This window comes from Mesorhizobium sp. M7D.F.Ca.US.004.01.2.1 (assembly GCF_003997785.1).
GTDB lineage: Bacteria > Pseudomonadota > Alphaproteobacteria > Rhizobiales > Rhizobiaceae > Mesorhizobium > Mesorhizobium loti.
This window is the reverse complement of the sequence record NZ_RZRQ01000696.1, coordinates 1-927: the sequence shown is the minus strand read 5'-3', so window position 1 is coordinate 927 and position 927 is coordinate 1. Positions and strand designations below refer to the sequence as shown.

Annotated in this window: 2 protein-coding genes; one reads left to right on the top strand and one right to left on the bottom strand. The window is 63.4% G+C overall.

The annotated features are described in order from the left end of the window. On the top strand, positions 1-540 hold a 540-nt coding region (locus EN993_RS36250; RefSeq protein WP_164758075.1), incomplete at its 5' end, for a CHAT domain-containing protein. Between the two features lie 37 nt (positions 541-577). Here the strand turns inward: EN993_RS36250 and EN993_RS36245 are convergent. Then, positions 578-927: glutathione S-transferase domain-containing protein (locus tag EN993_RS36245; RefSeq protein ID WP_164758074.1), on the bottom strand; the 350-nt coding region annotated here is incomplete at its 5' end.

Sequence of the window (927 nt, the reverse complement as noted above, 5' to 3'; positions counted from 1 at the left end):
CTTACCGGAACGGCGGCCAGCGAACGTGCGCTGCGCAAGGACATGGAGCAGGCGACGGTTGCGCATCTGGCCACGCACGGCGCCTATCGCGACGAAAAAGAGAGCGGCGTTGGCGCCGTCAACGCGCTGTGGCAGAGCGAGGTGGTGCTGTCGCGGTCCGGAAACCGGCAATCGATGAAGCGCGACGATGATGACGGCCGCCTGTACGGCATGGAATTGATGACCTGGGATCTATCAGGCCTCGATCTCATTGTCCTGTCCGCTTGCGAGACGGCCCGTGGCCAGGAGACATTCGTCGGTGGTTTGCGCGGCCTGCCGACAGCGATCAACATTGCCGGTGCGAAGCGATCGCTGCTGACGCTATGGCCGGTGGATGATGCGGGAACCGCCGCCTTTATGGTCAGCTTCTACGACCATCTGGCCGCCGGGCAGACCTATCCGGAAGCGCTGCGCCAGGCCCGTCGCGATGCCCGCGACGGCAAGATATCTGGCGCGCAGGACCCGCGGGTCTGGGCCGCCTTCGTCCTGTTCGAGAACTGACGGCTGCGAGCAAACAACTTGCTCGTGATCGATCCGTTCAGGCGGATAGGGCTTGTACAAGCGGTTTGACGGGATCGCTTCGGCCAATGAGGCTCGAAAGGTATGATCCCTTCGCTCGCAGGAAGGCATGCAGGCCTTGCGGATAGTCAGGCGCCACGGCGTGCTTGATCGACGGGCGTTCACTCAACGCCTTGCGCCAGGCCCGGACGAGCGGTTTGCCGTCCAGGATGCCGAAATCACCCATCCGGTCGAAGGCGTCCAGATAGCGGAAGACCGGACCGTAAACGGCGTCGACCAGCGAAAAGTGCTCGCCGGCGAACCAGGGTCCGCCAGTCTCGTCAGCCAGTTCGGCTTCGAGACGATCGAACATGGCAGACAGAGCGCTAG